Here is a 25688-nt window from a genome sequence, read left to right on the forward strand (position 1 = left end):
GAGTTTCTCTGCTCTCCAGCTGCATAGAGGGTCGTGCAACACGGCTGCTCCGCTACCCGCGTTCCTCACGGAATTGTCCAGGAGTGATCCCTTCCATCTTTTTAAAAACACGGATAAAGTTCTGCGTATGGAGATAACCTACCTTCTCAGAAATGTCAGCCACGGGAATATCGGTTTCACAAAGCAGCTCTTTGGCCTTCTCAATCCGAATGTGCGTTAAATAATCACTAAAAGCGATCTGTTTGAATTTTTTGAAAAGCTTGCTGAGATGGGTACGGCTGACTCCGAAATTGCGCGCGCATTGATCCTGAGAAATATCCTGATGATAGTTCTCATGGATATAAGCGGTCACCTTGTCGATAATTTGCTCGTGTTCTATATTCGTTTTATTTCGTACGAACTGCACAATTGGTGTTATCAAATGCTGAAGAAACCAACGGTTTAAATCATCCATGTTTTGAAACTTACGTAAGTAGTCGTAGGGCTCTTCTCCTTTGAAGACTGTATCGGGTTCAATGCCGAGCAAATACATGGTGCGTATCGTCGTGCCTAGGAGCTGCGTATACGACATTTGAATCACCTTGGCAACATGGGTCGCACCGATGACATATTTCGAAAACTCATGAAGCATCCGTTCCGCTTCATGGAGATCTCCCTGTTTCAAAGACTCCTCATAGTGCCGCTCCAGCTCAATGGGATAACGGTACTCTTCATTCGACTTGAAGAAGCCGTTATCCGGAGCTATGACCTGCTCTCCACCAACGACGAGACGCGAAGTAAGAGCTGAAAGTGCTTGCCGATATGCGAGCGGAAGATTTCCAATCTCGCTTGTTCCTACACCAAGCCCTGCTGTTACCGGCAGCCGTAAATAATTGGCCAATACATCTCGGAGCTCCTCAACGAATACCTTCACGGAATTCTCCCATGCCTCTAACGTTTCATGAACGGTTTGATGATCTACTTCCGCATGCTGCCAGAGCAGCACAGCCAGCTGATCGTTTAGACAATTAACAGTAACCCCAAGAATCGGGCGAACATTCGTTTGCACCATATCCATAATAATATTTTTCATAGCAAAAATAACAAGGTCCCGGTCCTGATCCAAAAACCTCCCATTAGCTGGACCGCTTCTGTCATAAGTCATAATAAAAACCGCGAATCGGGTTTGGTGGGGAAGCCCGTACCGCATGAACAACTGTTCCAGCTCGCTTTGCGAGTAATGCAAATAATGCCCGAGCAACATCTGCATGACAAATGATTCCCGCAGCATAGGCTGTTGCATGGATAACTGGTGTTGTAGCCGACTCGTCTCATGCTTTAAAGCCTGCCAACTTTGTTTCATGTAACCTATCTCGTCTTCTCCTACATCATTACCTGAGGAAGTTTCCCGCTTTAGGAAATTCATAAGATTGGCAATGGGCCGGTAAATCCATTGCGTACCAAGAAGTGTGAGAACAAGCGCCAAGAGCAGCACGACAACCAGCACTATGGCTGTGATAACACCGATTCCCGCCGATTTGGCATTTAATTCTTGCGTTGGGATCAGATCAATATACTGCCAGCCGGTATAGCGTGACGTTAACGTTGTGACCAGATAATTACGGTTGTTCCAATTATAATTGAGCTTATGATCAGATATATTCCTATGACGAATCGTATTAAGCAGTTCGGAAGGAAGCGTAAAAGCGGAAGATGCGGCAACGGTTTTTCCTTCTTGATCGACAATCACTGTCATCTGACCTGGATACACGGTCGAGCGCTGAAGCGAATCCTGAAACACCTTCTGATCCATACGGACCAGCATGAGACCGATTGGATTAGGTGCTTGAAGAGGCAGCTTGCAAATAAAGGTAACGCCACTAGCTTCATCGTTCTCCCGGATGCGAAAGACGGAATTGGTCCACTCCAGCTCCTTCGGGGAAACCATCGCATCATTTAGCCTGTTGTGGTCGTACACCGGGGCAATCTTAAATAAACCGTAAGAGGAAGAAAGCAGATAGTTGTCTTTAATGTACATGGATATATCAAGAATTTGCTTATGGTTATACTGAAAAGTGGAAAAAAACTGCGAGACCTGCAAGTTAAACTCAAATTCATTTCCCTTGATGCCCCGCTGCAAAGCTTCATTCGCGAAAAGAGGATGAAATAACATCTGCAATGTACTATCTTGCATATTTTGTAAATCCCGATCAATGGTTGCCGAAGTATTCTCCAGCAGTTGAACATGGGCGCGGTTGACTTCATTTTGCAGCGTCGAAGTCGAGAAGAGGTAACTGCTGATCCCTACAAGTAAGGTCGGCAAAATAGAGGCAGCCAAGGTCAGCATGATCATGCGATGAAGCAATGCTGCCCGGCTGCTGAATACTCGCCTCCCGGTGAGGTTGAATCCCATGTTCCTCCTCCTTTTTAGGCATACAGAACAACATGTTCCTCTTCTACAGAAACCGGGAAGGTTTCAAGACTATCCTCTAACGGCTCTACAGCCACATCGTATTTTTTGACCAAGCACTCATTGGGATTGAATAGCGATTTCCCCGTCGTGACATCAAACTCCCATCCGTGCCAAGGGCAGGCCAGTATTTCGCCTTCCCGTCCGTATCGGTGGCTGCCCGGCAACGACGGCAGCGTCGTCCCAGTCAATCTGCCCACACACAGAGGTGCTCCCTGATGTGGACAGCTGTTGCGCAAAGCGTAATACTCCCCGTTTGCATTAAACACGCCAATAGACCTTCCGCCAACTTGAACGATTTTCCGCTCTCCCGGCTGCATATCGGTCGTTTTACATACTACGAATCGCTCCATGTTCAGCAGCCTCCTGTTTAAAGGTTGTAAAACTCCTTCGCATTCTCATAAAAGATTCGCCGATGAAGCTCGGCCGGAAGCTTCGGAAACGCTCTTCTCGGCGAGTCGAAATCCCAATGCGGGTAGTCGCTGGCAAACATGAGAATATGTTCGGCATCCATCGCTTCCAGCATCGTCAACAAATATTTGTCATCATCTGGCCGCTCAATGGGCTGGCTCGTAATACGTACGTGGTCTCGTAGAAATTCACTCGGCCGCTTTTCAAGCCAAGGCACTTCATAGCGGAGTCCCTTATATTCCGCATCCAACCGCCACATTAAAGGTGCAAGCCAGGAAACGCCACCCTCGACAAGCGCAATTTTGAATTTAGGGTACTTCACGAAAACCCCTTCGGTCAGAAAACTGACCAGATGTGCCTGGAAGGCAAGCGATAAGCACGTATGAAACTCAATGTAGCGGGTAGGATGGCCTGGTGTTGGCTGATGGTTAATGCCCATTCCATCCGTACCGGGATGAATCGCCAGTGGAAAGCCATATTTTTCACAGGCTTCATAGATCGGATGATACTGCCGCTGACCGAAGGGCGCCGTTGCCCCGGAATCGGTCATTACCTGTACGAAATGAGGATGGCCGGCCCAGCGCTCAATCTCTTTGGCCGCTCCGATAGGGTCTTGGGTAGCGATATACAGCGAGCCTTTGAACACGCCGTCATGATTATATTTGTCCAGCCATGTATCGGCAAGCCAATCGTTGTAGGCAGCGGCTACTGCGGAAGCCATGTCGGGATCCGGCAAATTGTTCAGCATCGCGCGGGGCAGCAGAATCGCGTAATCGATTCCGTACTCGTTGATCAATTGCTCCCGCAAAAAATCGGGATCGGTTCCCGCCCCACCACCGTTTGGCGGCTTGGCATCCACACGATTTCCCTGAATGTTGCCGTAAGCTCGGTTCAACGGACGATACCAGTCTCTCCAAGGCTGAGGCAAATATTTGTTCAGTTCTTCCCTGGATTTAAGGTAGACGTGGACATCGCAATCAATAATGCCGTTTTTTCCAGTCGTTTGCTTTGAACTCACCTGAATCCCTCCCATTATGCGTTAATGTGGTGCATAGATTGTGATGAAAAGCTTCGCAGCACCGTCCTGCTGCGAAGCTTGGAAACATGGATTAGCGGCTTTGGACGAAATAATAAGGCTGATTCGAGATGTCCTCGTTCAAACCGGGATATAGCCGGGCTCCGTTATCGCTTTCAACGACTTCGAAGAAATAGAGAATGCCAAAAGGTGACTTGGTGTAGGCTGCCGGAATTTCGGCAGCAAAGCTCGCACCGTCCCGATTCATTTCTGTGACGACGTAATGCTCGCTTTGATTGGCGTGCCGATAGTGCAACACTACTTTCAGGCCGTCGGAGGCGCCTGGCAGCTCGAGCTGCAGACCAATCTTCTCACCCTTGGTGAAATGAGACGGCGCCTGATGCTCGAACAGCTGCCTGCGGTCAACAGGAGAAGCGGTCAGCACTTTCATAGCAGCTTGCAGCTTTCCGGAATCTACCGTTCGACTGTTGTCTGCCCGAGCTGTCTGCAGTTGGCGTTCCATTGCCTGAATATCCGCTTCAATTGCAGGAAACCGGTCCGCCCAGTGTCCTCTAACCGCCCCTGAATTACCAAATGCGATATCCGCCTTATATGTATCCTGCGAAATCTCAATGACCTTGACCCAATGCTCTTTGGCCAACTTATAGAAATCCAACGCTCTTTCCAGCTCAACCATATCCCCGGTCCGCTCGGACAAAGCATAGCTTAACGCCGCCCGGAACTTATTCGCGAAGAACTGGCCGATATGGACCAACATTCGGGTATCCGTTACAAACCGCTGAAAATTCGCAGCTTGTGTATCTACGGCCAGCTCTTCGGCTTTTGACAAATGTTGAGCGGCCGATGTCGCCATGGACTCCAGACGATCTGCTGTTTCAAGCGGAGAATACTTACCGTGACGGAACCCTTGAATAATATCGTCGGCAAAATCATCGATTCGATAAAATAAGGCAGTGTCCAGAGGGCTAGCTGCCCCGAACGTTCCCGGCTTTGGCGTATCGAAGCCAAATGGCGACGGCAATTCCAGATCGGCAATCGGCTGGTTAGTATGCATTTCTGGCCAATAAACAAAGTTTGCAGCTGACGGGCAATAGGCTGCAGTAACCAAAGGCAGGATGCGGCTTGCATGCGCAAGCGCCGATTCATAACTGTCTGCCGCCTCGCCGAATTCGTGGCACAAATATCTGCGCCATACGTCAGGAGTCGCTTCCGGGTTATAAAGCAGCCGTCCCCATAGCCGGTACGTATATTTATACTTCTGCCAATCGCTGTTCGGCAGTTTCAGCTCTTCGGCGAGATATGGCTCCCTTCCGCCCTCCGTACCCGAACCTTTGCGTCCCTTGAAAGTCAACGGTTCGCACAGCTCGATACCTTGCGTTCCGCTGAAATGGGAATGCCGTCCATAGCCTGCAGCCAGCGCGGGGTCTCCCCACATGAGAAGCTTCTGCGTTCCGGGCCATAACCGGAATAAAATGCCTATTTTGCGATCATCCTGCAAGTAATCGGCATACCCGTACCGTGTAAATCGGCGCGACCATGCGGTAATGGCTTGCATATCCATCGTCTGGTTTTTCGGCAGAGAGAATTCGTTATCTCGGATTGCCGCCTGATGATAGCTTGGTCCCATATGCTCCGCCCAATATTTCGGCGAGATAAATATCGGCTGACCGGTGTCAAGCGCAATCTGAATCAACTCTTCATTAATGCCCTTCGCGTGCATATCGATTTCTACTCTGCGACCTATGTCTTTCGTTCCTGCCAAAGCAACACGCCAAAATTCGTATGCAGGCTCTGGAATACCGCCTTCATAATGTACACGGAAAGTCAAACCGTCGATCTCTTTAAACTCGTTCAGCAGCTGGCTGATCGCATCACGGCAATAGGAAGCATGATTCTTATCGTCAATACCGGCAATCGTATAGTCCATATTCGGACTGTCCGTAAACATGTAAGAGTGATTCCAGAGTCCAAGCTGAAAATGCATCCCCCGCCGTTTGGTTTCCTGACCGATGTAATGGAGCGTTTCGAAATTTAGCCTTCTCTCCTCTTCCGACAGTTCAAGTACTTTCACTTCGTAACCAGGCACATCAAACAAAAACGGGTATGCAAAACAAAAGTAGTTGTCCCGTACATTCAGATCGTGGCCGTAATCGTACCCCATACCTAAAGATAGGGTGAAACGATTAAACCGCTGTGTCGCCAGTTCCGTCAAATACTCATCCCAAAATGACTTATCATAAAACCATGGTTTATCTTCCGGTTCGCAAGCGAATAAGCGAGTTACACTCCGAATCTCATTGGCCGGCTTGTCGATGAGCGTTTTAACGTCCAGCAATTCGCCGGTTATATCGCCGGAAGCATGCTGGATGCGATCCGTCAGTTCAAGGAGAGCGTACACAAGCCCTCGTCTATCAGGTGCGGTGAGTACGATTTTTCCTTGTGTGGCTAGAATTGCAAGCGATTCCGCTTCCTCTGGCAAAGCAACGCCTAGATCCTTTCCCGCAGCGATGGCTGCCGGGGAATCGTTACCGGAAATGATAATTTGTACCTTGGCGGATTGTTCAGTATCCAGCGGTTCAAATCCAACAATCATTCCGCGACTTTCCAGCGTGTCGATTAAAGTTTGCTTCGCCCATTGGACGGATGGTTCTGGGGATAACGTTGTTTGATGATCTTGGATAATGATAACGTCAGGCAACTTGTTCGATTGGTTTGCTTGTGACACGGACAATCTCCTCCAATTCGGTATATACAGGTATAGTTGTTTATCCTTTTAAACCTGCGGTAGCAATTCCTTCAATAAAATATTTTTGCAGGCTCAAAAAGATAACAAAGATCGGCAGCAGCGACAAGACGGATGCCGCCATGATGGCGCCGTAATTCGTCTGCTCCTCGGTTTGAAACTGCAGCAGGCCAAGCGGAATGGTGAATTTATCTTTGTTGCTTAAAAAGACCAACGCGTTTTCGTAATTGTTCCACGAACCGACGAATGAAAAAATAACAAGCGTTGAAACAACCGGCATAGATAACGGAAGTATGATTTTTGTAAACGTTTTAAAATGATTGCAGCCATCTAATTTAGCCGCTTCCATCAATTCATCCGGTATCGTGGTGAAAAACTGCCGAAATAAGAAGGTGCCGAAAGCACTGAAAATGCCGGGAAGCATCAACGCCCACAAGCTATTGTACAAGCCCATCAAACGATACAAAACGAATCTTGGAACCAATAACATCTGGTGCGGAAACATCAGGGTGGCGATATACATGACGAAGGCAGGCTCTCTGCCTTTAAACTTGATTTTAGCGAACGCATACCCCGCAAGTGCACTTGTAATTACCTCTCCGATGACACTGACCACGGAAACCTTAACCGAGTTTAAAAAATAGGTTTGAAAACGAGCGAACCATACGGTTACATAGTTATCCCAAATAAACGTTTTCGGGATCCATCGGATCGGAAATTCGAATACTTCCGCAGTTGGCTTGAAGGATGCCGATAACATCCAGAAGAAAGGCATGACGGATAGGAGCGATAGTAGGAGCATTATTACGGTTAAAACCGTTTTTTGAGTTAATTTAAAAGACCTCGCACTCATCTGGATCCTCCTCTCCTTCTAGTTTACATGCGAGTCTTTATTGGAAAATTTCCACTGTAGCGTCGTAAAAATGAAGACCAAGATGAACAATACCCATCCAATCGCGTTGGCGTATCCAATCTTGTTGTACGTAAAGGCAGCTTTATAAATATAGTAGACTAGCACTGACGTCGAAGTACCTGGCCCTCCCTGCGTCATGACGTTCACCTGCGTGAACACCTGAAACGAACCAATAATGGAGATCACTGTTACGAAAAACAAAGTTGGCGACAGCATGGGAATCGTAATCTGAAAAAATTTGCGCAGCGGGCCGGCTCCGTCGATTTCCGCCGATTCGTACAATGTTCCAGGGACACTCTGCAGCCCTGCCAGCAAAATAACGGCATTGTACCCAACGGCTTGCCAAACGCTCATGATGATAATCGAGATCAGCGCCCATTGGGATGAAGACAGCCAGCCCGGGGGGTGTTCGATCCCAATTGAAATCAAGAACTGATTGATTGGACCGAAGGTAGGCATGTACAAAATACTCCACACCACGGAAATCGCAACCATGGAAGCAATATTGGGTAAATAAAATCCTAAACGGACTAAGCTTTTAAAGAAGATTTTATCGTTTAGTACTACTGCAAGAATCAAGGCAAGAAACACAGAACACGGAACCGTAATAGCTGCATAAACAATGGTATTTACCAAGGACTTAATGAATACGTCGTCCGTCAACAAATTGATATAATTTTTTAATCCGATAAATTTAATTCCTTTTAAACCGGATACCAAGTTCCAATCACACAAGCTGAAAATCAGCGAAAGGATAATCGGAATTAATTTGAAAATAATGTACCCGATTAAATTAAGGGAAAGAAACAACCATCCCGCTATATTTTCATGCAAGATATCCTTACGAATCTTCTTTTTGCGTTTAGGTGCTATGAGTGAGTTCTTCTTTGCCAGTTCCATCTAGCATTCCTCCGCACATCTCCTATTTTCCTGCTTTTTTAATCAAATCGTCGGACTGCTTTTTCAATTTGGCTATGGTCTCCGCTGGAGTTTGATTGCCCATTAAACACGAAGTAATTTCCGATTTTACCATATCCATCATTTCAGCTTTTGCCGTTGTGATCGTCGTCAAATATGGCGTGAGCTTCATCTTATTCGTAATAAATGTTTTCATACCTGTTGGCTGATCAAAATGCGGGTAATCGAAAATGATTTTACCTACCTTCTCATTGACGGAAGCATCCATAGATGAAAGATTGGCAGGCGTCATCGCTTTGGATTGAGCGAAAATTTCCGGTGCTTCCAAGCAGTAAAACTTCAGGAACGTCCAGGCCGCTTCTTTATTTGGTGCACTCGCTGGAATGCTGAAATCGCTTATATAATATACATTGCTCAAGCTGTCTTCTTTTTTCACTTTGGGCAGATTGACAACGCCGTAATCAAAATTGGTAAAGCCATAGGACTCCTGCGAGCTGTACTTGACGATAAATGATGGCTGAATGTACATCGCAGCTTTCCCCTGCATAAAAATGGTATGCGGATTGGTATCGATTTTGAGCGCCTTGTATTCCGAAATCGGCCACGCGGATTTATCCTTCATTTCCATATCGTAAAAAAATTGCAAGGCGTTCAAGAAGGCAGGATTATCCCAGTTCGATTCCTGTCCGTTATTTTTGTAGACATAGTTCAGACCGAGCTGTTGAATAGCGGGAAAAGCCCATTGGCCTGTGTAGTCCGGTAAAAAGCCATAGATTTTATTAGCTCCGCTGCCTGAAGTCAATTTGACCGCTGCCGCCCTGAGATCGTCCCATGTCCAGTCGTCGGTTGGATACGGTACACCTGCTTTATCAAACATGGCTTTATTGTAGTAAAGACCGTAGGTCGCCATACTGTATGGAAGCGCATAATGATTGCCATTCACCGTTTCCAAATCATTGATGGAAGCCCCGAAAATTTGCTTGTAGTCCATTTTGTCTTTTTTCAGGTACTCATCCAAAGGCTCGTACATCCCGCTTGTGGCCCTGACACGCATATCATCTACCGAGGCTTGCGGGATAACGTCGATGGCTTCACCTGAGGTCAGCAGCGAATTCGCCGTCGTCGGATTGGAATCCGCCATTTTTGTATATTTCACTTTGATATTCGGATATTTCTTCTCAAAAGCTTCGAAAAATGGCTTCATGCTATCCTCAACCGTCCAGCTGTAGACATTCAGCACAGTCTGACCCGGCGCTGCATCGGCTGGTTTGGCGGCCGTGCCCGCACTTTGACTTTGGCAGCCCATTGCTGCAATCGTGCTTCCGATAAGCATCAGAGGTACCAAATAACGCTTTACTCTTCTAAAAGCTGAATTTCTCAACATGCTCACTCCCCTATTCGTAAAGTTATGTGTTCATGTCTTCATTATAGAAAGCCGTAAAGCATGTTGAAATGTAATATCTAAAGGCATCCATTGTTTTATATTACTAATTTGGCCGTCCAGTTAAGCAAAATCCAAAGGTGTTTACCAAGCAAATTCCAGATATTGTCTTTATCCACGATCCATTGTTTTATTTAACGCACGAGCTGCATTCATTATAAAAAAACAACCCGCAAGGGGCTGTTTCACTTCTGACAATTTCTATATTCCTGAGGCGTTAAACCCGTCACTTTTTTGAAAATTTTACTGAAATAATAGGCATCCGGATAGCCGACTTTTATGCCGATTTCATAGATCTTGCTACTGCTGTTTTTAAGCAAATACTGAGCTTGCTCGATCCGAACATGAATGAGAAAATCAATAAAGTTTTCATTCGTTGTTCTTTTGAACAGAGAGCTCAAGTAATTCGGGGAAATATTATGATACTGGGAAACTGTCTTTAAGGAGATATCCTCATCATAATGTTTCAACATATATTTTTTGGCGCGGGATACGATACTTCTCCCGTCGTCGATTGGTTTAAACTCCTCTTCAAAGCTAACCGTATGGCCGGTATCTAAGTGCCGCTGATAATGATGAATGGTACGCTTCGGCTCCGAAAAGCCTTGATTAAGCGCTGTGCTGGCCTCGCGATAGGCTGACTTCAGTTTTCCAAGGCGGCTGCATGATTCGCTAATTCCGATTCGGCATTTGAAGTTAAAACATGTTTTTAAAGCGCTTTCCACATGAACGGCTAATTTCTCGGCAGCAGATTTCGGTTCAGTTTCTGAATCGGCCCTAATTGAATGAATAATGGCAAACTCCATGGAATTGGTTGAGGTGACGTAAGCTGGAGGATAATTTTGCAAAATCTCTTCAATCATATTCGTGACGCCATAGGTTAGCACATATCTGTCGTCTACACCGTATTTTTCATATAACTCCCTGTTCTCCACTCGAACTAACAAACATACCAGATTTTCGGCATGCAGCTTAATATCCAGATAATTGAATTGCTCTTGGATCTCATCTTCATTGATATAGTAGCTGAATAACAGATTCTGGAACAATTTTTCCCGTAATGCAGGTAAATTTCGCCTTTTGTTCCATTCATCTGCGCGCTCCTCCTTATGCCTGCTTCGCTCGGCTTCAATCTTCCCTTTAACTTTGTTAAGCAGCTCGGCAAAAGGTTCCGGTTCCATTTCCAGCTTCAATATGTAGTCCTCGGCACCGATCTGCATCGCTTCTTTCACATAATCAAAGTCGCCGTAAGAGCTCAGAACGATAAATTTCGTATCCTTTAACTGCTCACGTAAAGCGGAGATAAGCTCAACTCCATTTAATAGCGGCATCTTGATATCGGTGATGATAATATCCGGCTTTAATTGCAGGGCTAAATCCATGGCTACTTTGCCATTCTCAGCCTCCGCTACTAAATGAAACCCGTATTTCTCCCAGGGAATCATCGTTTTCAATCCAACTCTGGCCAACGTTTCGTCATCTGCAATCATCACACTGATCATTGGAGTCCTCCTGCCTCGAAATCTGCATCCACAGGAAATCGGATTGTTACCGACGTAAAGTGATTTTTTACACTTTGAATGGTCACGCCGTATGTATCCCCATATGTCAATCGCAGCCGTTCGTCAACATTCTTAATCCCGATGCCATTGAAGCGTCTACCGTTACCCTTGTCATGTCCCTCACACATGATTTGTTCTACATCCATCCCCACTCCGTCGTCATAAATGGTTATTTCAGCCACTTGGCCACTCAGCTTCAACTGAATACGAATACAGCCGGTACCGCTTTTTGGCTCTATCCCATGGAAAATTGCGTTTTCTATAAACGGCTGTAAAATAAATTTCACGCATTTGACCTTAAGCAGTTGCGGATCGATGTCAAAATCAACGCGAAACTTATCCGAGTATTTGACCTCTTGGATTTTGATGTAATCCTTGACGATTGCCAATTCCTCTTCTATTGTAATCATGGCTTCGCTTTTGCTGGTGCTATTCGCGAGCAGCCGGCCCAGCGCCTCCACCATCTCTTTAATGTTGTCCGCCTTTTGAATCATCGCCATCCAGCGGATGGAATTAAGCGTGTTATATAAAAAATGGGGGTTAATTTGGGCTTGCAGCGATTGGTACTCCATATCCTTTTTCTTGGCTTGCTCCTCAACCATCCTGGAGATCAGCTCTTGAATTTTCTCAATCATATAATTAAAACTCGAACTTAACAGGCCAATTTCGTCCTTGCCCGTATATTCGGATTTAACGGCCAATCCGTCTTCTTTCACGCTTCGCATGACAAATGCCAGCTTCTTGATCGGGTGGACAATGCCGGACGCTACAAAATACCAAATTATTCCTGATAATAGGAAGCAAATCAATACAACGGCAATCGTAATATTAAAAATAATTTTATTGTCTTTCAGAAGCTCGCTGAGAGGGATGCTGTCTGTTAACCACCAACCGTAGCGTTCAATGTGGTAATACACCATTAACTGACCGTCCCGGGTAATAAATGAACCGTGGTCTCCCTGCTGCTCTCTCAATTTGTCCACGCCTGGAAACGCCTTCAGCAGCATACTTTTGTCGGGATGGTACACGACTTGCCCGTTATCGTCCAGGATTACAAATTTCCCGGCTTTCTTCATATTGCTGTCTTCAAACAAGTTGTCGAACAAATCTCTTCTGATTTTAATGTAAATTACGCCAAGTTTCTCTAATGTGGCGCTATTGCGAAAGGTCTTGATCATGGAAGGACTGTACATGTTCCCTGATCCAGCCGATCCGTCAGAATCTTCGTTCAACGTACCGAATCTAAACTGGGGCTGATCTGTCTGAACCGCTTGCTGGTACCAGATCTTCTCCTTGAACTTCTTATCGTCCGGATAAATATCGCTTGAAGCTCCGGTAAAAAGAATGATGCCGTTATCGCCAAAAATCTGGATAGAGGCCACATTGGAAACAGCAAATGCCTGCATAGTAAAATTATTGAGCGATTGCTGCGCGCTTTGCAGATCATAATAGCCCTGTATGGAAGGCGATTTGAAACCGGGAGAAAGCACCTTCTGAATATCCGAATTATAGGGAATATAATCAGCGATTTGTTCGAATTGCTTAAACTCCATACCGATGATGTTCTTGTTGTAAGCAAGATTATCCAGAAAGGACTCGCTGACTTTGCGCTTCAGCAAATCGATGGAGAAATAATAGGTACTTACACTAATTAACGTCGTCGGCAATAACATAACTAACATAAAAGAGATAAAAATTTTACGATGGATGCTGCTTTTTATCCCTAGCCAATCTATTGATTTCATGCGAATCACCGAATTTCTGCGCAATAAGATCTGAGAGCGCATTCATAAAATGCTAATTTTGCTGCTGATTTTTGGAAGCAATCCAAGCGTCGGATCTCTGTTTCATATCCTTTAATGCTTCATCGACACTCCATTCTCCGAGAAATGCCTTGGTGACATCTTCATTGACCACCTGCAATATCTCCTTCTTGGCTACCGTAATGGTTGTCTCCGGAGTCACATACTGCGTATTCGGATCTTCGAACACTTGCTTAGCTTCTTGCTCATCAACCCCGGGTGCACTGTAAATCAACTGATTGACCGATTGGATGACTTGGGGGTCAGAGAGTGCAGCCGCAGGCATCATTCCTTTCGGAGCCACCGTTTCATCAGGGCGCGTCAAACAATAAAATTGAATGAACGCAAACGCTTCCTTCGGATGCTTGCTGCTTCTCGGAATACTCATGTCACTAAAGGTGATTGGGGAAACCGTAGGAGCATTAGCATCAATTCTTGGCATCTGCACGACCCCCATTTGGAAATCATGTCTATATTCCGGAAGACGACTTCTCCAAATATTATAAATAGGCTCAATAAACATCGCGAACTTCCCTTTGAAAAACAAACTGGTCCGATTCGTCCCTATGTCCAGCTTTTGCCCCGGAAATTCGGTGAGTGGCATAATGGATTGATCTCTATTTTGCATATCAATAAATAACTGAAGACTTTGCTTGTAACTGGGATGATCGAAATTCGTTTCGTGATCGTTTTTATACATGCCGTTTAAGCCAAGTGTTTGAATAGCCAGCGTACTCCAGCCGATGTTATTGTCGAGCGGATAGATGACGGAACCATATATTTTATCCGCACCCTCTCCTTTCGTTAAAAGCTTGGCTGTTTTCATGAAATCCTGCCACGTCCAATCCGCTTTAGGGTAAGGAACATGCGCTTCATCGAACAATTGTTTATTATAAAACACGGCAAATTTATTGACCCCGTAAGGAACACTATAATAATGCCCATTGATCTTGGTTAAATCGTTTATCGCTTTGCCGAAGGTTTGTTCATAATCGATATGGTTTTCTTCTAGAAATTCGTCGAGAGGTAAATACAAGTTATTTTTCACCCTCTCCCTCAGGTCATCCGGGCTGAACTGGGCAGTGACATCAATGGATTCGCCGGAAATCAGAAAAGAATTAATTTGGGATGGAATGTTCGAGGTGCTTGGAAACTGATGGAAGATAGCTTCAATATTGGCCTGTGACTTATTAAACGCATCAAATGCCGGTTTCATTCCCGGCTCTGCTGTCCAATGCCAAATATCAATTTTAACCTTTTGGCGAGCAGCTGACGTATCCTGCTTGTCAGCCAGCTGCTCGTCCGAGGAGCATGCGGTTTCGAAAAGGAACATTGTCAGAACACTTGCTGCCAGAATCATGACTGGTTTAAGGTTCATGGTCATAAACTCCCTTCCATTTCTACAAAATGGTACATACAACTTTATCAGCCGCTGCTTTTATTCTTCATCCTTATAGATTCGAATGATTTGATATTTAGAATCGTCAAGCGCCGGCCCTACTCCGGGATCTTGCGGTACAGTCAAAATCCCGTTCACCGGTTCCGGTGCATAGGTAAAATAACGATTTCGATCGGGAATGACCTGATATAAATATTCCGTAAACGGAGATAAGGCCTCAGACTGCGCTGCTATAATTTGCGACGCTGCCAGAATCATATGTCCGTGCGGTACTACACGGACATTCGGGTAAGAGGCTTCAACCATCTTGCAGATCGCGATCGCTTCGGAGATGCCGCCGCACCATTCCGGATCACATTGCACATAATCCAGCAGTCCTTTATCCAGATATGGCTTCAGGCTCCAACGCGTATAAAGATGCTCCCCGCCAGCCAGCACCGCCGAAGGATTGGCTTGTTTGATCGTCATGTATCCCTCAATGTCATCCGGAGAAACAGGCTCTTCGATCCAAACCGGGCGGTAGTTCTGCATTTCTTTGACCATCTCATTAACCCAAGTCAGCCTTTGGCTCCTGGTGGATGGATCGTCCAGTTGATCGCTTAAACGGCTCAGGTCATACATCACCTGCGCATCCTGCGGCAACGTTTGATGAAGCGCTTCCATAATGTGAAGATTGTTCTTGACTCCTGCAGCTTCTACTGGTCTGTGGGGAAGGAAGCATTTATGACGTTTGAAACCTTTGTCATACCAATTGGTCGCCTTTTCGACTGCTTCTTGCGGTGTCTTGCTGCCCATGCAGCTGACGTAAGCCTCAAGTTCGGTGCGTTCGCCATGCAGCAGCTGATGTACAGGTTTGGCGCTCGCCTTACCCCGCAAATCCCAAATGGCAATATCGATTGCGCTGAAAGCCGTAATGATTTCCCCTGTTGCGGAATGCCTGGACGTACGGTGCGAACGCCAAATATTGTCACCGTTTATCGGATCTTTCCCATGCTCATACGATGAAAGTGGATGTTCCGGATAGACAGCCTCCCACAGAGAAGCAAACTCAATTTCGGGATCAAAAATATCCCGTTTCGCAAGAAATTTGTTAAACACATGAAGCCGATTTTTGACAGCAAGAAATTGATATTGCCCGTCCAACGGTCCGGCATGGCCCGTTAATCCTCCATAGCAAACAATTTCCACGTACCTATGCTCATTTTGCAGGTTATGATCGGCTATTTCGATGATTCTGACTTCCTGAATGGTTGATTCAGCATCTAATCTCATATGAAAGCGCCTCCGTTTATCCATCAAATTTGTTCGTCATTTTGAACCAAGTTTATCAAATTGAACTGTATTGTCAATAGTTAATTGGAATCATCCTTGGGAAATAAAAAAAGAAGCCTGCTTACAAAACGTAGCAGGTCTTCTTCAGGATACTACAACTCCTATTTCAAGTTGATTTTTTTGATTTTCTCCATCTCAATTTTCGGTTCACGCTGAATCGTTAATAACCCATTCACCTCTTGCTGCACATCGGTCAACTGCGTGTAACAGAAGCCGCTAACATAATCTAAGTTTTTGATAGCCTGGGTAATACTCTCATAACGCGCCAGAAACTCTTCTTCATTCTTGACTTGGTTGCCGTAGCCCCAACCTTCCTCACTCTTGAACGCGATGCCGCCATATTCACTGATAATCACCGGCTGCCCCTTATAGCTGTATCCATTAGCAAAAGGATATCGATGTTTGTCATGCGGTACTTTATTGCTAAGCAGTACTTCTTGATCCTTATACCGAGCTTCGAATACTGAGCCTAGCTCCTCGTAGTCGTGCAGCGTTATAATATCTGAAACCGTGTGCTCCCAACCGTCATTCACAATGACAGGACGCATTTGGTCATACGATTTGGTCAAATGATAGATCGATTCAGTAAATTGCTGCTGCTTCCGGTCCGTAGAGATGCTCGAAACTCCCCACGATTCATTGAACGGAACCCATGTGACAATGCTTGGATGATTATAATGCTGGCGCACAACTTCGATCCATTCCTTCGTGAACCGATGTACCGCATCATCTCCAAACTCATACGTGGATCCGAATTCCGACCATACCAAGAGCCCTTTGCGGTCCGCCCAGTACAAGAACCTGGGATCTTCCAGCTTCTGATGCTTACGAACACCGTTAAATCCGAGGGCTAATGTTTTCTCGATATCTTCAATAAGAGCTTCTTCAGACGGTGGTGTCAAATGAGTATCTTCCCAATACCCTTGATCGAGCAGCAAACGTTGATAATACGGATGATTATTAAGTAGTACCTTATTCCCCTTAATCTGAATGCGGCGCATGCCGAAATAGGTGTAGACCGTGTCAACCGCCTGGCCATCTTTCTTCAGAACAACTTCCACATCGTACAAATTCGGATGATTCGGATGCCACGCGTAGACCTTCCATTCACCGACATCGTTCATGACGCTTAAATCCACCTTCACGAACTTCCTATCTACATTCGTTTCGGTCGAGCGAATCAGCTTGCCATCGTAACGAATAATCGTCTGGAGCGACAATCCTTCGAAAGATCGAACGGTGCTTCCCAGCTCGTATTCGAACGAGACGGACGCTTCCTCCAGCTTCGGCGTAATTTTCGCATGGCTTACATAACAAGCATCGACGTATTCCAGCCATACAGACTGCCAGATGCCTGTTGTCTGCACATACCAGCAGCCATAGTTCTTGTCAGTCCAACGCTGCTTGCCTCGCGGCTGCATCGTACTGTTTCCATCCTCAACCCGGATGGAGATGCGGTTATTACTGCCTTGCTCCACAGCATCCGTAATATCAAATGAAAACGCGGAATATCCACCCTCATGCGAGCCGATATAAACGCCATTCACCCACAGCTTAGTTAAATAGTCCACGGCTTGAAAATGAAGCACTACTCGCTTATCTTTCATTTCTTCCGGAATTGATACGATCCGTTCGTACCAAACGCACGGATGGAACTTCTCCTCGCCGATTCCGCTTGCCTTAGTCTCATATGTAAAAGGAACTTGAATGGTGCGATCCGCATGCAGATCACTGTACCAATTGTTACGTTCTCCTTCGAACGAATCATCAAAGCGGAAGCTCCACTCTCCATTCAACAATTGCCACTCATCGCGAATCCATTGTGGGCGCGGGTAATTTTTAACATACTTATGCGTGCTGGTCATTTTCTGGCAACTCTCCTTTAGGTTAACTTATTAATTAACTAAATAATATTTAAAAGAACCATTGGTCACATTATGCTAAATTGCTAGCACATTGTCAACAATAAGTTTATTAGTTAACTAATAGGTTACGCATAAAAGAGTTGCCTGTATATTGAACTAGCGTTCTCCAGTTTCTATTCAAGTCATTCAAAATTGCATCGCCAATCAGACACCCACGCGGGAAAATAGCCTAATCGATAAAAACGGTAAGGAAAATACGGCATCCCTGCTTTTGCCCTGCATCTGTTCTTTGGCAATGAGCAACCGTTCCGGTGTAGCTGAGACTACAATTGACTTGCCCATTGATAGAATTTCGAAATAACGTGCTTTCCTCGGAAACGGCCTGCGTCCAGGATTTTCTTTGGCTTCTACAAAAATAATGCTGTCCTTCTCACCGTTCAGGTCATCGATTGAGCAATTTAAATCAATGGCAAGCTGTGATTGTACAATGAACATCATTTCTTTTTGGGTCATAATCATCGTTACTCTTCCTTTCTCTTATGTAAGAAAATGCCCAGCAGAAGTCGATTTCCAATATGAGCCACTACGTAGATTACGGCGGTTATAAAATAGCCTGACCAAATTAATCCGTAAGCTGCTGCTCCCACAAGCAAAAATTCGATGAAGACAACTAAGGGTGTTGGTAGAGAGAACCTGGCTTTGGGAGAAATAAATAGTCCCCATATGATTGCGGCTGCTAATGGAAGCCCAACCGTTAGGACGAATCTCGCAAAAGTTCCACCACCAAGATGATATCCCCAGACACCCAAAGAACCGAGAAGGAACAGTTCCAGTAAGAATCGGAATACTAGATTGAAAGATACAAACATGGTTGTACTCCTTTCTGTTAGTTTCGTCTATCAAGTATTTTAAATTTATCATTTCAAGATCTTTTGATCCACAAATTCCCATACAAAAAAAGAGAGCTACTTCAATTCGCCGAAAATAAGATAAGGTTCTTGTCATTTAACTTTTGACAAGAACCTTACTTTTCTAATTAATATTTAAATTTTGACTTATTTATAGTTCGACGCAATCGTCTCCAGGTATTGCTCGATAGGAACTGAATTACGAAGGGCCATCAAACCTTTTCCTGCTTCACCAACGAGCGTACGGAATTGATTGCTTTCCCCGGTTGCTTGAGCAGCAATAGCATCAACAATCGTTTGCGGATCATCGAGTTGATCTTCAGGCGTACTTGCCATCATATGGCCTACTTTATTTTCTAAATCATTGTAGGCTTTGATGTTCTCATTTTTATTCCAGATGACGCTATGGACGAAATTATTACCCTTGGAACCGCCTTGCTCGATAAGACGAAGTTCGATGTTTAGCTGCTTAAGCTCGTAATAAAGACCTTCCGTTAAACCTTCCAAAGCAAACTTGGACATATTGTATAGGGAACCTAACGGTACTGCTGTGGTTACACCCATGAAAGAACTAATATTGATAAACATCCCGCCGCCAACCTCTCTGAAATGAGGCAGGAATTTACGAATAACGTTAATCGGGCCGCGAACATTCACGGCAAACTGCCAATCGATGGTGCTCTCTTCGGCTAATTCAAGCGCCCCATACGACCCCATCCCTGCATTGTTAACTACAACGTCGATTTTCCCAAAGGTTGCTATCGCATCGTTAACTGCAGAATTGACTTGGTCCACATTCGTAACGTCCAACTTAAAGATTTTAATATTATCGTATGCGGTAAGCTCGGTTTCCTTCTCTGGTGTACGCATCGTCGCGGCCACATTCCAACCAAGCTTCGCAAAATGAATCGCCGTCAGTTTTCCCAATCCTGAGCTTGTTCCTGTAATAAAAATAGTCTTCTTATTCATAATTGAATCTCCTCCAAATATTATTTGTACAAATGATTTTTTTCAGTCATTGATGACCAATATTCTATCGAACGTTCAATCTATAAATGACAAGGCAATGGGAGGCCTCATAACCACCACCGCTCCCCCTTAGATCGAATGTTCATTCTAATCTTAACTTAAGACACAACTGCTGTCAATCCATTATGGGATTTGCACACACCGGGAATTCTTATTAATGCATTCCCTGATATTCAGCTGATTTATGGGGAGAAATCAGAAAAACGTAAATTACAGACTACACAGTCCAAAATAATAAAAAAATTAGTTTAAATTACTCATCGTAATGGACACAATACCTTCTAAGTAGGAGGCTTCAGGCTTAACACAAAAAAGACCCTGTCGTAATGACAAAGTCTTTCCTGATACGGCAGCCACAAACAACATTACCTTTCAAAATCCGATGCATCATGAAAGTTCCTCAGCACCTTTTTAGCTTCGTGACGGTCTTGAACTTGAAGCTTGTTTAATATATTGGTGACATGGTTGGCGACCGTTTTCGCGCTCAATTGTAAGCGGCTTGCAATCTGTCCATTGGAGTATCCGTCCGCGATCAGCTCAAGCACCTCCGTCTCTCGGCCCGTCAGTTCGGAAAGCGCCGGATTTAACGGCTGTGATGGCTTCGGCATCGTAAAATAATGCATCATGCGTGAAGCGATATCTGAGCTGAATACAGCACCACCGCCACCCACAATTCGAATGGACTGCAGCAGCTCCATCTCCCCCGCATCTTTAAGTACATAACCTCGTGCTCCCATTTGCATGGCCATAAAAACGGACTTATCGTCTTTCAACATCGTTACGATGAGTATTTTTTGTTCAGGCTGTTTCTCCCTAATCATTCTCGTCGCTTCAATCCCATTAATACCCGGCATTCGAATGTCCATAACAATGACGTCAGGTGATAAGGAGAGAGCCAACTGCACCGCTTCTTCTCCGTTCGATGCTTCCCCTATTACTTGTAGATCTTCTGTAGTACCAATTAAGGTGCGCACGCCTCCGCGAAATAGCGGATGATCGTCTGCGAGCAAAATTCTCACTTTATTTCCTCCCCACGCAATAGCGGCAGCAGCGCCATTACACGCGTACCGCCTGCTTCCAATCTTTCAAATAGGCAGTGACCGCCAATTTCTCCCGCTCTCTCGCGAATTGAGGTCAGCCCGATGCCTCCATTTACGGTTGGCTTTATAGGAATTGGAATGCCCTTCCCGTTATCGATAACTTCGACTTGCAGCTCTTGCGCCGCAGTCAACCGTATATGTACATCGCAAATTGTTGCCTCCGCATGCCTTATGACGTTAACTAAAGACTCTGTTACGATGCGATACACCGCTACCTCCACTGCTGCCGGTAAAATTGGTAGCTCCTCCAGCACGTGTAGTTTCACACGAATTGCGTCATGATTCCGTGTAGCTGCCATTTGAGCGGACGTCTTCAAGATCTCTTCAATACGTGCCTCAATTGAACCAAGCAGCCCGAATTCATCCAACGTTGGTGGACGCAAATCATGTACCATTGTACGGATATCGTTAACCGTCGTACGGATGACCTGCCTTAACTCTCCCAGTAGTTCGATCGCGGTATCCGGACTTTTGCGAATATACTGCTCCGCAGCCGCTACGTTAAACGCGAGCGACATTAAGCGCGGAGCAAGCTCATCGTGAAGATTTCTGCGGATTTGCCTTCTCTCCTCCTCACGAGCAAGCACCAGACGTTCGCGCGATTCCTGCAAATCTTTGGCCAGTAGCTTCATTCCAGCGGTCATTTTTATGTTTTTGGCGATTGGCACAGCTTGACGAAGCAGTACATCCAACAACCTGCTATCTTCCGAGCTGAACGCCTCTCCTGGCGAACGACTTGACAGCCAAAGCGTACCGAGTTCTTCACCGCTGTGAATAAGAGGAAAAGCATGCAAATCATATTTCTTTTCACCGACGGATATGACCATCGTTTCCTGACCATTCATTCCAATCGAGATACTGACATGAGGAAGGCGAAGCGCATCTTGAATGGTTCGAGCGACGGCATCTAGCACCTTTTCTGGCGCCATCGGTTTTATCAGACTATCTCCCAATTCGACAAGCACAGCAAACGGATCATCGTGCCTGCCTTTCATCAAGCGATTCACAATACGCTGAAGCCATTGCTTAAGCGGTGCGAAAAGAATAGCGACGATGGAAGTTGCGATCAGCGAGATAATATAGCTTTTATCCGTTCGGAACACACTGCTTAAATATAGGACAGAGGCAGAATAAACGATCACAATGGCAAGGGACAACACACCATAGACAATGGTCCGATTAACGAGCGGATCGATATCCCATAAGCGATGGCGAAGGGTGGCAAATGCAAGCGTCAAGGGAATGATAGACACAAAAACATGTAAAGCGATCGTTAAATAAATATAAGAGACCGGACTGAACGCCGCATCAACAACAAAAAAGGCACCTATTCCAAAAAAACCAAGAAACGAAATGGTAACGCCGTAGACAACCCATTTTGTCTGCTGCTTCTGCTCGGCATTAGAAACCTTCCTATATCGATAAATTTGCGAATAAATCATACTGCCGATGGCAGATAAATAATACAAAATCCTGGCTGTTGGGGACCATTGTTGCAAATCTATAACGGTTTCCGGAAGTAAAAAGCTCGAAATCTGTACCAAGCTAAACGGGATCCAAACAAAGAGTGTCCAATAGGGCGTTAGTTTTCCGCTCGGAAATAATAAAAAAAACAAAAATAGCGTTATCCAACCGATTGTACTGATGCCATCCGGCCATCTCTGAAATGTCTCGCTCCCTTCAGAAGCAATATAGACGAGCGAGGGGAACGTAGTCCCATATGCAACGAGCGCGAGCATGGCAAGCTTTCCCATCTTCTCTCGCCTGCTCTTCCAGAGGATGATACCGGCACCCGTATAGAAAAGAAATGCAAGCCCGCTGTCAATCGCGACTAAAGCCGCCGCATACGAATCAACCGTTAAACTGTGCTGATTCAGTGTCTCAAGCGTGGTCGGCGGAACTGGAGCCGATGAACCGCATGACTGCAAGATGCATTGATCGCGCAGCGTTTCATAATAACCTGAAATACTGCTTATGAAGAAAATAACCATAATCGCGCTGATTGCAATCATAAGCACCTGCAATAGCCACTCCATTTGACTACTCAGTTTCATTCTTAAGAGCCTCATCTCTCCTCCTAATTAGCCAATGAAAGCTATATGAAAATTATAACTGCTGCCCCTGAATCTGTATATGACTTGCGGATTGCTTCCCGGATCTACCCATAAATCTTCCTGTCTTCACTAGGTAGGGGATACTCTCGTTGACAGGAACTATCCGTTGGTACAATTAGTAACATGTAAGTCAATAAATATTGGAGGTTATTCAAAATGACCGTAGACAAAGTTGTGAAATCGCTTGGATTTATCTGTTTCTTAGCTGGAATCGTTCGAATCGGAATGACACCATCGTCGCTCATCTGGGGAGATGACAGTACGCCGGAAGTGGTATGCGGGTTTATCGCTTGTATCCTGATGGCGATCAGCTCTATTGCGTTATATATGGCACAGTCAAAGGAGACCGGCGTATTGGGCTTAATTTCTACACTGCTTATCATGATTGGCAATTTGCTTGTTGCCTCTAACTTTTACGGTTTGTTTGCATACGGCGAATATGCGAAAAAAGGGCAGCTGTTCGTTGATCTCACCGGAGCTGTCTCCGGTATGGGGATGCTGCTTGGAACTATTATTTTAATGATTGTTACTTTTAGAGGTAAAGTATTTCCACGTTGGACGATTATTTTGTTTATTCTCATGCTCATATCGTTCGGTATGCCGGGGTTTGAGAAATGGTTTGCCTTCTTCTGGGGCTTGGTGTATGTGGGAATGGGCTATATGATATGGACGGGAAATTTTTTCACCAAGGTAAAAAATTCAAAAGAATTAACCGCATAAGTTGCAGCAAGGAACTCCGGCCGTGAGGTCGGTTTTTTTTCATATAGGAAGGTTTAAATATACAGCATGCAAAATAGACTGCCATTCGGCAGCCTAATCGCTTGTTGTTTGAATGTCGATTTAAGGTATTTTAACGTTAAGTTCTGCGAGATAATTAGTTGTAGATACGCCTACAGGAGGACCGAATTCAAACTCGACAGTAGCTGCATATTTGCCGGTTGAGTCACTAATCTGTAAGGAAATTGGCGCATGCCCCTCTGGCACCCATCTGGCGGTAGCCTTGTAACGGCCAATCGGTATTTGATCAATGCCCGCTCCATTTGAAATCGGACCTCCGCGTTTCGTAATCGTACGACCGGCACTACCATCGAGCAGTGGGCCGGCAGGAGTCAGCGTGATTTCCAGATCGCTCATATCGAACTCCGGCAGTGAATCGTCCGATGACGTAAAATTCGGATATATATAAATCATTCCATCAAATTTGCTCCAAGTAAAATTGCGGACGGCTCCAGTGCTTCCCGAAAACGGTAGATCTTTATCAACGTTCAAATGAAAGGTGTAATCCATTTCGTTAAATGATTTCGTTATATCAGCACCCATATGCCATGATGTAGCTATCTGAGGCAGCTCGATCTGATAGTGTCCCGATTCATCGGTAACGCCAAGAATATTGCTGTCGTAAAGCATTGTGTTATCGGCGAAAACAACAATATCAGGGAGAGGCTGGCCTTTTGCATCGCGCACATAACCTTTAACGACATACGGCTCAGCCACCTCTATTACCGGATCCGGGATTGGAGCAGGAGAAGGAGAAGGGGTTGGTGTTGGTGTGTTTGGAGCTTCATCAGCTGCATCAATTCGAACTGTCGCCTCGCTACCATTTCTGGAGTACGACACCTTGTATCCGCTGTTTTCCGCTACAAAGCGAAGCGGGACTAAGGTGCTCCCATTCAGGATTTGGGCAGGGACATCCAAGCTCACGTTTTTACCATTCACAATTGCAGTGGTACTGTTAATAGTCAATTCAATCCTGAGTCCATCTTTAATTCCGATCGCTTTCTGGGACCCGTCAGTCTCCTTCCACTGAACCTCGAAGCCCAGCGTTTCAAATAATTTACGGAACGGAACGAGTGTTGAACCATCTTTCAGTACGGGACTGACTTGATCAAACTGAAGCTCTTGACCATTAAAAAGCACATGAATTAGCGGATTATCCGAAGTTGGAACAGGGGTTGGGATCTGAGGTGTTGGTATAGGTGGCGGAGTGGGACTTGTAGAGCCAGTACTCTCCCCTGTTGTCATCGGACTTTTATACTTTATCGGTTTGGAAACTACGGTCCCTTGAGGAGTTAAAATTTCTAAGACATAAAATTGCGTTTCCTTGATTGTGCCGTTATCGGTGGCGTAGAGATCTAAGTTAAGCTCTCCCTCAAATTCACCGACAGGCTCTTTCACATCCTTTCGAAACCCTGGGTTAATGATGATGCTTTCATGTGATGTACCACTTGACGATGTAACCGTTTTATCTTGCACAATGCCGAGGAGCCACCCCGTTGTTACATGGTTGGTTCTCCATACCCCTTGGTAGTTATCCTTACCATAAGCATCCGTGGAACGTAATACGACGGAATTGATAACCGTATTCTGAGCTAGACTCAGCCGTAGCTTGAAGTGACCGTCCTTGTTGCCCTCAGGTGTAAAATCAGCTGCACCTACGATGTCAGATGACGTATCAAGCAAGCTAAACTCCTTGATCTGCACGCTTGCAGGAGGCGTTTCGCCAAAAGCACCGGCAATACTGCCGAACCCCAAACACCCCGCCAGTAAAAATGTAATGGCTGAGGTTTGTTTACGTTTGTTGAACTTCAATGTCATAGATTCCATTCTCTCCCTTTGTCAAATGAATTGTATTTACTTGCTGGATTTAGCATACAACACGTGCAATT

19 protein-coding genes are annotated in these 25688 nt (G+C 45.3%); 1 reads left to right on the forward strand and 18 read right to left on the reverse strand.

Translation table 11 applies throughout. The features are described from left to right. Positions 1–52 precede the first annotated feature (52 nt). From GON05_RS17955 to GON05_RS18035, 17 genes are all read right to left on the reverse strand, one after another. The gene (locus tag GON05_RS17955; RefSeq protein ID WP_157320526.1) at positions 53–2392 is read right to left on the reverse strand and encodes a helix-turn-helix domain-containing protein; all 2340 of its coding nucleotides are present in this window, start codon (positions 2390–2392) and stop codon (positions 53–55) included. 14 nt (positions 2393–2406) lie between these two features. Further along, entirely contained in the window at positions 2407–2802 is a 396-nt protein-coding gene (locus tag GON05_RS17960; protein WP_157320528.1) for a Rieske (2Fe-2S) protein, read from the reverse strand. 17 nt (positions 2803–2819) lie between these two features. After that, positions 2820–3878 (reverse strand): amidohydrolase family protein, encoded by a 1059-nt coding sequence (locus GON05_RS17965; RefSeq protein WP_309491750.1) that lies wholly within the window; start codon positions 3876–3878, stop codon positions 2820–2822. Between the two features lie 91 nt (positions 3879–3969). After that, on the reverse strand, positions 3970–6621 hold the full coding sequence (locus GON05_RS17970; RefSeq protein WP_157320532.1) for a hypothetical protein: 2652 nt from the start codon (positions 6619–6621) through the stop codon (positions 3970–3972). A 40-nt stretch (positions 6622–6661) separates the two neighbouring features. Further along, positions 6662–7492 carry a carbohydrate ABC transporter permease gene (locus tag GON05_RS17975; protein ID WP_157320534.1) on the reverse strand — a complete coding sequence of 277 codons (831 nt, stop codon included), beginning with the start codon at positions 7490–7492 and terminating at the stop codon, positions 6662–6664. An 18-nt stretch (positions 7493–7510) separates the two neighbouring features. Continuing rightward, positions 7511–8452: a carbohydrate ABC transporter permease gene (locus GON05_RS17980; protein ID WP_157320536.1), complete on the reverse strand. Its 942-nt coding sequence runs from the start codon at positions 8450–8452 to the stop codon at positions 7511–7513. 22 nt (positions 8453–8474) lie between these two features. After that, positions 8475–9854 (reverse strand): ABC transporter substrate-binding protein, encoded by a 1380-nt coding sequence (locus GON05_RS17985; protein ID WP_157320538.1) that lies wholly within the window; start codon positions 9852–9854, stop codon positions 8475–8477. 242 nt (positions 9855–10096) lie between these two features. Then, on the reverse strand, positions 10097–11413 hold the full coding sequence (locus GON05_RS17990; RefSeq protein WP_157320540.1) for a response regulator: 1317 nt from the start codon (positions 11411–11413) through the stop codon (positions 10097–10099). Beyond that, positions 11410–13155 (reverse strand): sensor histidine kinase, encoded by a 1746-nt coding sequence (locus GON05_RS17995; protein WP_185157223.1) that lies wholly within the window; start codon positions 13153–13155, stop codon positions 11410–11412. The genes GON05_RS17990 and GON05_RS17995 overlap by 4 nt, the downstream gene beginning before the upstream one ends. A gap of 115 nt (positions 13156–13270) precedes the next feature. Further along, positions 13271–14653, reverse strand: coding sequence for an ABC transporter substrate-binding protein (locus GON05_RS18000; protein WP_157320544.1), 1383 nt, complete (start codon positions 14651–14653; stop codon positions 13271–13273). A 60-nt stretch (positions 14654–14713) separates the two neighbouring features. Further along, positions 14714–15946, reverse strand: a complete 1233-nt coding sequence (locus tag GON05_RS18005; protein ID WP_181646128.1) for a mandelate racemase/muconate lactonizing enzyme family protein — start codon at positions 15944–15946, stop codon at positions 14714–14716. A 161-nt stretch (positions 15947–16107) separates the two neighbouring features. Continuing rightward, positions 16108–17871, reverse strand: a complete 1764-nt coding sequence (locus GON05_RS18010) for a glycoside hydrolase family 2 protein (protein ID WP_157320548.1) — start codon at positions 17869–17871, stop codon at positions 16108–16110. Positions 17872–18075: 204 nt separating this feature from the next. Then, on the reverse strand, positions 18076–18390 hold the full coding sequence (locus GON05_RS18015) for a hypothetical protein (protein WP_246239238.1): 315 nt from the start codon (positions 18388–18390) through the stop codon (positions 18076–18078). Positions 18391–18392: 2 nt separating this feature from the next. Then, on the reverse strand, positions 18393–18740 hold the full coding sequence (locus GON05_RS18020; protein ID WP_157320550.1) for a YrdB family protein: 348 nt from the start codon (positions 18738–18740) through the stop codon (positions 18393–18395). A gap of 186 nt (positions 18741–18926) precedes the next feature. Further along, positions 18927–19748, reverse strand: a complete 822-nt coding sequence (locus GON05_RS18025) for an SDR family oxidoreductase (RefSeq protein ID WP_157320552.1) — start codon at positions 19746–19748, stop codon at positions 18927–18929. 425 nt (positions 19749–20173) lie between these two features. Continuing rightward, positions 20174–20827 carry a response regulator gene (locus GON05_RS18030; RefSeq protein ID WP_309491751.1) on the reverse strand — a complete coding sequence of 218 codons (654 nt, stop codon included), beginning with the start codon at positions 20825–20827 and terminating at the stop codon, positions 20174–20176. After that, a complete protein-coding gene (locus GON05_RS18035) occupies positions 20824–22962 on the reverse strand; it encodes a sensor histidine kinase (protein WP_181646129.1) in 2139 nt (712 codons plus the stop codon). The genes GON05_RS18030 and GON05_RS18035 overlap by 4 nt, the downstream gene beginning before the upstream one ends. 216 nt (positions 22963–23178) lie before the next feature. Here GON05_RS18035 and GON05_RS18040 point away from each other — a divergent pair, with 216 nt between their 5' ends. After that, positions 23179–23742 (forward strand): hypothetical protein, encoded by a 564-nt coding sequence (locus GON05_RS18040; RefSeq protein ID WP_157320556.1) that lies wholly within the window; start codon positions 23179–23181, stop codon positions 23740–23742. Positions 23743–23862: 120 nt separating this feature from the next. Here GON05_RS18040 and GON05_RS18045 read toward each other — a convergent pair whose 3' ends face one another. Beyond that, the gene (locus GON05_RS18045; RefSeq protein WP_157320558.1) at positions 23863–25617 is read right to left on the reverse strand and encodes a copper amine oxidase N-terminal domain-containing protein; all 1755 of its coding nucleotides are present in this window, start codon (positions 25615–25617) and stop codon (positions 23863–23865) included. Between the last annotated feature and the right edge of the window lie 71 nt (positions 25618–25688).

The organism is Paenibacillus anseongensis (genome assembly GCF_009757995.1).
Classification (GTDB): Bacteria; Bacillota; Bacilli; order Paenibacillales; family NBRC-103111; genus Paenibacillus_E; species Paenibacillus_E chondroitinus.

Coding starts and splice junctions, on each gene's coding strand:
- GON05_RS17990 (WP_157320540.1), bottom strand. CDS start 11,413: ATGATCAGTGTGATGATTGCAGATGACGAAACGTTGGCCAGAGTTGGA.
- GON05_RS18015 (WP_246239238.1), bottom strand. CDS start 18,390: ATGATTATGACCCAAAAAGAAATGATGTTCATTGTACAATCACAGCTT.
- GON05_RS18025 (WP_157320552.1), bottom strand. CDS start 19,748: ATGAATAAGAAGACTATTTTTATTACAGGAACAAGCTCAGGATTGGGA.
- GON05_RS17995 (WP_185157223.1), bottom strand. CDS start 13,155: ATGTTAGTTATGTTATTGCCGACGACGTTAATTAGTGTAAGTACCTAT.
- GON05_RS18005 (WP_181646128.1), bottom strand. CDS start 15,946: ATGAGATTAGATGCTGAATCAACCATTCAGGAAGTCAGAATCATCGAA.
- GON05_RS18000 (WP_157320544.1), bottom strand. CDS start 14,653: ATGAACCTTAAACCAGTCATGATTCTGGCAGCAAGTGTTCTGACAATG.
- GON05_RS18045 (WP_157320558.1), bottom strand. CDS start 25,617: ATGACATTGAAGTTCAACAAACGTAAACAAACCTCAGCCATTACATTT.
- GON05_RS17980 (WP_157320536.1), bottom strand. CDS start 8,452: ATGGAACTGGCAAAGAAGAACTCACTCATAGCACCTAAACGCAAAAAG.
- GON05_RS18040 (WP_157320556.1), top strand. CDS start 23,179: ATGACCGTAGACAAAGTTGTGAAATCGCTTGGATTTATCTGTTTCTTA.
- GON05_RS18035 (WP_181646129.1), bottom strand. CDS start 22,962: ATGAAACTGAGTAGTCAAATGGAGTGGCTATTGCAGGTGCTTATGATT.
- GON05_RS18020 (WP_157320550.1), bottom strand. CDS start 18,740: ATGTTTGTATCTTTCAATCTAGTATTCCGATTCTTACTGGAACTGTTC.
- GON05_RS18010 (WP_157320548.1), bottom strand. CDS start 17,871: ATGACCAGCACGCATAAGTATGTTAAAAATTACCCGCGCCCACAATGG.
- GON05_RS17960 (WP_157320528.1), bottom strand. CDS start 2,802: ATGGAGCGATTCGTAGTATGTAAAACGACCGATATGCAGCCGGGAGAG.
- GON05_RS17955 (WP_157320526.1), bottom strand. CDS start 2,392: ATGGGATTCAACCTCACCGGGAGGCGAGTATTCAGCAGCCGGGCAGCA.
- GON05_RS17975 (WP_157320534.1), bottom strand. CDS start 7,492: ATGAGTGCGAGGTCTTTTAAATTAACTCAAAAAACGGTTTTAACCGTA.
- GON05_RS17985 (WP_157320538.1), bottom strand. CDS start 9,854: ATGTTGAGAAATTCAGCTTTTAGAAGAGTAAAGCGTTATTTGGTACCT.